At 59.0% G+C, this 6,127-nt stretch carries 4 protein-coding genes and 2 pseudogenes; 2 read left to right on the top strand and 4 right to left on the bottom strand.

The features are described from left to right. Window positions 1-703 (top strand): recombinase zinc beta ribbon domain-containing protein (locus NCT32_RS36205; RefSeq protein ID WP_409241581.1); only part of this gene is annotated, 703 nt, incomplete at its 5' end. 553 nt (window positions 704-1,256) lie between these two features. Here NCT32_RS36205 and tnpC read toward each other — a convergent pair. The 4 genes and pseudogenes from tnpC to NCT32_RS36225 all read right to left on the bottom strand — a co-directional run. Next, window positions 1,257-2,620, bottom strand: a pseudogene (tnpC, locus tag NCT32_RS36210) (IS66 family transposase); the annotation flags it as partial. A gap of 36 nt (window positions 2,621-2,656) precedes the next feature. Further along, window positions 2,657-3,064, bottom strand: coding sequence for an IS66 family insertion sequence element accessory protein TnpB (gene tnpB / locus NCT32_RS36215; RefSeq protein ID WP_086961704.1), 408 nt, complete (start codon window positions 3,062-3,064; stop codon window positions 2,657-2,659). Then, window positions 3,064-3,531, bottom strand: coding sequence for an IS66-like element accessory protein TnpA (gene tnpA, locus NCT32_RS36220; protein WP_061121982.1), 468 nt, complete (start codon window positions 3,529-3,531; stop codon window positions 3,064-3,066). The genes tnpB and tnpA overlap by 1 nt, the downstream gene beginning before the upstream one ends. Window positions 3,532-3,876: 345 nt before the next feature. Continuing rightward, on the bottom strand, window positions 3,877-5,382 hold the full coding sequence (locus NCT32_RS36225; protein ID WP_061121981.1) for a transglycosylase SLT domain-containing protein: 1,506 nt from the start codon (window positions 5,380-5,382) through the stop codon (window positions 3,877-3,879). Between the two features lie 369 nt (window positions 5,383-5,751). On the opposite strand from NCT32_RS36225, the pseudogene NCT32_RS37785 reads away from it, so the two are divergent. Continuing rightward, window positions 5,752-5,858: pseudogene (locus NCT32_RS37785) on the top strand (IS5/IS1182 family transposase); the annotation flags it as partial. Between the last annotated feature and the right edge of the window lie 269 nt (window positions 5,859-6,127).

Raw genomic sequence — 6,127 nt, forward strand, 5'->3', positions numbered from 1 at the left:
CTACAAGCACCGCAAGCCGTTTGAGGCCTGGGACGTCATGCTCAGGGAGCATCACGACGGCTATATCGACTGGGCCGAGTTCGAGCGCAACCAGGAGAAGCTTGCAGCCAATGCCTACGGCAAGGCTGGCGACGTAAAATCCGGCCGTGGTGGGCGCGCGCTTCTTGCTGGCCTGCTTGCCTGCGCACGTTGCGGGCGTCGCCTGTCAGTGGCCTATACTGGGCGCATTCCGCAGGCAGTCTACCGATGCAATCGCTTCGACATGCCGCCGCGATGCATGACGTTCGGCGGCTCACGTATCGATGCCGCAATCGGCGAGGAGTTGCTACGTGTCGTGGAGCCATTGGCGATCGAAGCAGCACAACAGGCCGAGCAAATGCACATGGATACCCTGAACGAGCAGCGGCGAATCATGGAGCTCGAACTGCAGCAGGCACGGTATGAGGCCACGCTGGCTGAGCGGCGCTACGCCGCCTGTGATCCCGAGAACCGCCTGATTGCCGCGCAGTTGGAGAAGAACTGGGGAAGTGGCATTGCGCCGTGTACAGGCCTGCCAGGTGCGCCTGGAGACGGCGGGCGCACCGGAGGGACAGGCTCCCATGCCAGACTTTACGAAGCTCGCCGAGGATCTTCGCGCAGCGTGGAGCGCGCCGGGCGTCACCATGCGCACACGTCAGCAGTTGGTTCGCGCATTGATCGTTGATATCGTTGCCGATGTCGACGAGCCTGCACGGGCGGTCACCCTGACGATCCACTGGCAAGGCGGCCAACATTCCGAACTCCGCATCCGCAAGCCGAAGACCGGTGAGCATGGGTGCAGTACGTCCGATGAAGCGCTTGCAGTCATACGCGGCATGGTGGGCCGGTGGTCAGATCAGGATATCGCTGCATCGCTGAACCGGATGGGCATTCGCACCGGACAGGGCATGACCTGGACGGCGAAGCGCGTCAGCGCCATGCGTCAGGTAAGGGATATTCACGCCTACAAATCGGCGCAGAAGGATGGAGAGTGGCTAACGATGTTCGAGGCAGCGAAACGCCTTGGCGTAACCAGTCACGTGATCCGCCGTCTGATCAAGGAGCGAGTGCTGCCTGCCGAGCAGGTGATGCCTGACGCCCCATGGCAAATCCGGGCAAGCGATCTGCAAAGCGAAGCTGTTACGGCGGCGTTGGCACGCAAACATCGCCCGTGTCGCAACGATGCCGACGGACAAATCCCTATGTTTATCGAGGTTTCGGAAGGAGGTGCACAATGAACGCCCCATTGCAAACGGTCGTATGTCGCGTTCGGCAATGTTGTTGTCAACCGGGGCTCGCCCGTCGGCAACGTAACGGCTGAGATACTCCCACTGGTTAAGCGTGTAGCTGATGGCATTGCCCAGTGAGCTTTCGGGCGGCACTTGCGGTGCCTGCTCGTCCAGCCGGGCTTTAAATGCTTCAAGCAGCGGAACGCTGTGCTGTTGTCGTAATCGTAATGTATACGCGGCGCGCGTTTCGCCGCTCGGCGGCTTCTCTCTTGCGAGTGCTTCGACGCGATAGAGTCGCTGGAAGAATTCGAGAGCCTGCTGTGCACGTTTGCCCGGTTTTTTCTGCGTCTTCAGGACCTCCACGAATCCGCGTCTCGCATGAGCAAGGCAGCCGAAGTGAGTCACGCCCTTGATCGCTCGCCACGCGCTGTAGCCGTCGGACATCACCATGCCTTTGTAGTCCGCGAGAAACGTCTGGAGATATTGCTTGCCACGTCCGGGTTGATAGTCGAACAACACCACCGGCTCTGCGCTATCCTGCCCGCTTCGATACAGCCACATATAAGACTGGCTTTGTGCGGTTTTGCCCGGCTCCTTCAGCACCTGAACGGTTGTTTCGTCGCCATGGATCAGTGGCTGCGACAGCAAGGTCTTGCGTAACGACTGGTAGAGGCGCTCCAGATGCAATTGCGTTGGCTTGATGACCCAGTGTCCTAATGTACCTCGGCCCACCGGAATGTTCGCGCGCCGAGCGCGTCTTCCATTCGGTATAGCGGCGTGCCGTCGACATACTTGCCCGTCATTACTGTGGCGATCATCGCGGGGCTGGCCTGACTGCCCGGTAATGGTTGCGCCGGCATCGGCGCGACCAGGATCGGCGTACGCTCGGCGAAACGCTCGCAACGACGGCATGCATATTTGAAGCGAACATGCTGCAAGACTGAGGCCTTCACCTCGATATGCAGTTGCTCGCTGATTTCCTCGCCCATACGATGCATTGCGTTGCTGCAACAGGGACAGATCTTCTGTTCTTCGGGCAGGTCGTACTCGATGCGCTGGCGGGGAAGATCCGCCGGCAGAGGCTTGCGACCTCGCTTGCGGCGAGCAGGCTCCGGCGCTTCCGGCAAACCCGTGTAAGGCAAGTCGAGTTCGCCCGTGTCATCCTCAGGATCCTCGGCTGCGGTCTGCTCGGCTTCGTTGAAGATACGATCCTGAAGCTTCTCGCTGCTCGGTGCGAAGCGCTTGTGTTGCGCAAGCCGGAATTGTTCCTCGAGATGGCGAACTCGCTCACCCAACTGGCGGTTGCGGGCCTCGAGCTCACGAATGTAAGCCTGCGCGGCTGGAGGTAATCGGGAGAATTCGCGTTCGTCCATGCTACCCACAGTAGCGAATCAGAACGCACAATGGGTTTACGGAAATTTGTAACGGCTGTCGACGACGTCGCCCAGCAATGCTCGCAGCATCAGCTTGTATGATGGTACCTGTCGCGCGGGATGACGGCGCATCGCATCGACGTCAATACCATCAAGCAACCAGTGCAGCTGTTCGGTCGTCAGCTCGATCACTGCCTGCTTGCGGCGCGGCCACACGAAGTGGTCCTTCTCGAGACGTTTTAACATTAGCCAGAAGCCTGAGCGCTCATACAGCAACAGCTTGACGCGGTTGCGTTTGCGGTTATGAAACGCGAATACGGCGCGGGCGAAGGGATCGAGCTGCATCGACTGTTCAACCAACGCCGTGAGGCTATTGATGCCAGCCCTGAAGTCGACAGGCTCGCGGTGCAGGTAGACGCGGAGGTCGGAGTCAAGGCGGAACATCAATGCGCTCCCAGTGCGGCGATCAATGCCGTGACAAGTGTCGCATCGTGTCGTGAGCACTCAAGTTCGACTTTTACCCCGTTTGGCAGTTGCGCCGACAGGCGCGCCATGGGTCGAGACACAGTCGCCGATTGCCTGTGACTAGATGACACTGGCAGCGCTGACGACTGGGGATTGGAATCCGGATAGCTGTGTTCCACAGAAACCACAGGGATGAACGCCGTCGTTGCCGGGTTGACCGTGTCTTCGGCTGCACGAGCAGACTTTGCCCTCTCATGCAGGCGAATCCACTTGTGCAGCTGGTTTGCGTTTACTTGGGCCTTGAGTGCGAGGCCGGCGATTGACGCACCCGGCAGCAAGCACGCCTCGATCAGTTGGCGCTTACCCTCGGGGTCGTACCTCCGCTTACCGTTGGAGCATTCTCGAATGACCCGCAGTGGCAGAAAATCAGACTCGTCGTCGTTCATGGTTTGCGTCCGCAATGTAGGTTGCGGACGCAATCGTCGCCCTTAAACACCGACGATGATAGGTGTGTTCTATTTAGCGCTTACGAAGAATCAGTTGCGTGAGCGCTTCGGCGAGTTCCTGATGCAGCCAGCGAAACGCCAACGCATCGCCTGACCCAGTGCCCCATGGAGCTCCGCCTTCGCTCTCGGCGATTGGCATATCCCGGTTCGTCGGTTGCGACGCCGGTAGCTGGCGGAAATGTAAATCTTCGCCGATCTGACGAGGGGGAGGGCTCAACCGCCATGAAGCGGCTCTCGCCCGCAACGTCAGTCGTACATCTGGGGTCGACTCCGCTCGGGCAACGGTCACTCACCGGGCTGCATTTTGCGAATCGCCTTGTCGCGCGCGTCCTGCGAATCGACTATTAGGCGATATGCAACGTAATACTTGTAGATGTTGCGTACGTACGTTGTGGTTTCGATGCCGATCTTCTCCGCGACTACGATTTCGACGTTATTGAACCACTTGTCCCGATCGAGCCCGCGTGCCGCGGCTTCCGTGCGCATCTTTGCAATTTTTGCCGCCCCCGCGTTATAGCTTGCGAACGCGAACATTGCACGAGTGGTGTCATCGAAGTGCGCATCCGGAAAGTAGCGTGTCATCAGCCGATCCATGTATTTGGTTCCCGCATGGATGTTCGATTCGGTCACGCCAATGTTGCCAACCGCCATTTCCTTGCCTGTTTTTGGCATCAACTGCATGACTCCGACCGCGCCAACGTGGCTTCGGGCCGACTGGTTCAACTGCGATTCCTGGTAGCCTAGCGCGGCCAGCATCAGCGGGTCGAAGCCATACTGCTTGCCGTACTTCTCGAAGAGGGCAAGTGTTTCGTCGAAACGCTTGTTCTCCGCCGCCCCCGAAGCATCGGTGACCTGCTTGATACGCTTCATGAACTGTGCGAGCCGATAGTCGATGACACCCTGCTTTTTAGCAAACTCGTTATAGAACTCAGTCACCGCAGCCTGCAGCTGAGGACTGTTCTTCCTGATCGCCCAACCGACATAGCCTTCGCTGCGTACTACCAGATCCTCCCTGATGTTGACCCGAGGCAGGACTTGCGCCCACAGCTTTGCTTTCCAGTCATCGACCACCACCATGCGAAGCATTCCCGCGTTCAGCATTTCGAGCGTGTCCTCATCTTCGAGTGCGTCCGGTAGCAGCACTATCTGCATGACCGGCTTGCCTGCTTTCCTGAACCGGTCGTTGAGCGCCGTTAGACTCTCGAAATAACTCGTCGCCTTGCGTACATAGACTTGCTTCCCCGCGAGGTCGTCCAGCTTGGCGATAGCCGGAGCGCCAGGACCGGTCACGATCAGTTCTCTGACCGGCTTGCGGTCACGCGGCGCAACGAAGTCCACAAACTTGCGGCGCTCATCGGTCGCCGTCAGGTTGCCCGCCGAGATATCGCCCAGCCCGGCCTGAAGGTTCGCCAGGAGTTTGTCCCGGGTAGTTGGTATCAGAAGGACTGTGAGCGGGCGTTTTCCGAGGTGGCTGGCGTAGCGCTTGTTGACGTACCGTTCGAAGTCTCGCGCGAACTCAGCGGTCAAGCCACGTTCTCGGCCTTTGTCGTTGAAGTACAAAGTACGGCTGTACGGCACAAGAAAGCGGATCACGCGGCGCTCGAGCATCGCGTCAAAGTCGCCCGTCCATGGTTTGGCCGCGATGTTCATCTGGCGGGTTTTCGCGACAGCACCCGGTGGCGCGGATGCTGGTGCGACAGTGGGCGCACTCGGTCCTGACTCGGCCCGCGCCGGCGGCAGAAGCACCGAGATCCCAATCAGCAGGGCGGCAAAAAAACGGAGTCTCGTCATGACATGCCCTTTCCGTGCGAACGACTATTCGGAATTTGTATGCATTGTCTCAGCGTATTCGCAGTTCTCTTATGAGCAGGTCGCAAGTGATTTTCGACCGCCGGTGATATCGGTTGCAGTTGAGCCCGCGCATCGCATGACGGAACGTGACAGCTGAACGCTGGCACATATGCGTAGCGATTACAATAAGCACGAGCGCTGATGCATCGCCGGCTCCGCGGATCGCGAATTCAAGCGCGTATTCGTGTGGAACCGCAGTCCGGGCCGGTCCACATGATCATTGAAAAGTCGGCCGATTTATTTTTCACTACTTCACGCCGGCGGAAGCGTTGCTGCAGGCGACGAAACGGATGGGTACGCGAGACGTCGGGGCATCAGGGAAGCAAAAAGCGTTGCCTGGCTGACGCAGTGCGCTGGCATGCTGCGTGAGACCACGCAGGCGCAGAATACTCGACTTGAGTGACCGACTGGACGCAAGCTAATAGAGGCCACGTCGTCATCGGCACCTCAGATCGGGGGTGCTTTCCGGCGGACTGTTCGGCTGCAACAAGGCCATTGCGTCGCTTGCCTTGTCGGGAAGGGTTATTGCGAAAAGTCGTTGGCCAGTAACGTCGTTCGCGCTCTCTGTCGTCTCCGTCTGCTCATGCGGTCGGCGACTTATCCCGTCTCTAGTGTCCCGAGTTAGAAATTCGTAGACAAAATCGCTTGACGCTGGCGAGGATGTCGTCGGCCGATTTGGTCCAGT

The sequence above is a fragment of the Caballeronia sp. INML2 genome (assembly GCF_023631365.1).
Lineage (GTDB): Bacteria > Pseudomonadota > Gammaproteobacteria > Burkholderiales > Burkholderiaceae > Caballeronia > Caballeronia turbans.

What these genes read in the sequence shown, in the direction of transcription:
- tnpB (WP_086961704.1), bottom strand. Translation starts at nt 3,064, where the DNA reads ATGTTCCGCCTTGACTCCGACCTCCGCGTCTACCTGCACCGCGAGCCT.
- tnpA (WP_061121982.1), bottom strand. Translation starts at nt 3,531, where the DNA reads ATGAACGACGACGAGTCTGATTTTCTGCCACTGCGGGTCATTCGAGAA.
- NCT32_RS36225 (WP_061121981.1), bottom strand. Translation starts at nt 5,382, where the DNA reads ATGACGAGACTCCGTTTTTTTGCCGCCCTGCTGATTGGGATCTCGGTG.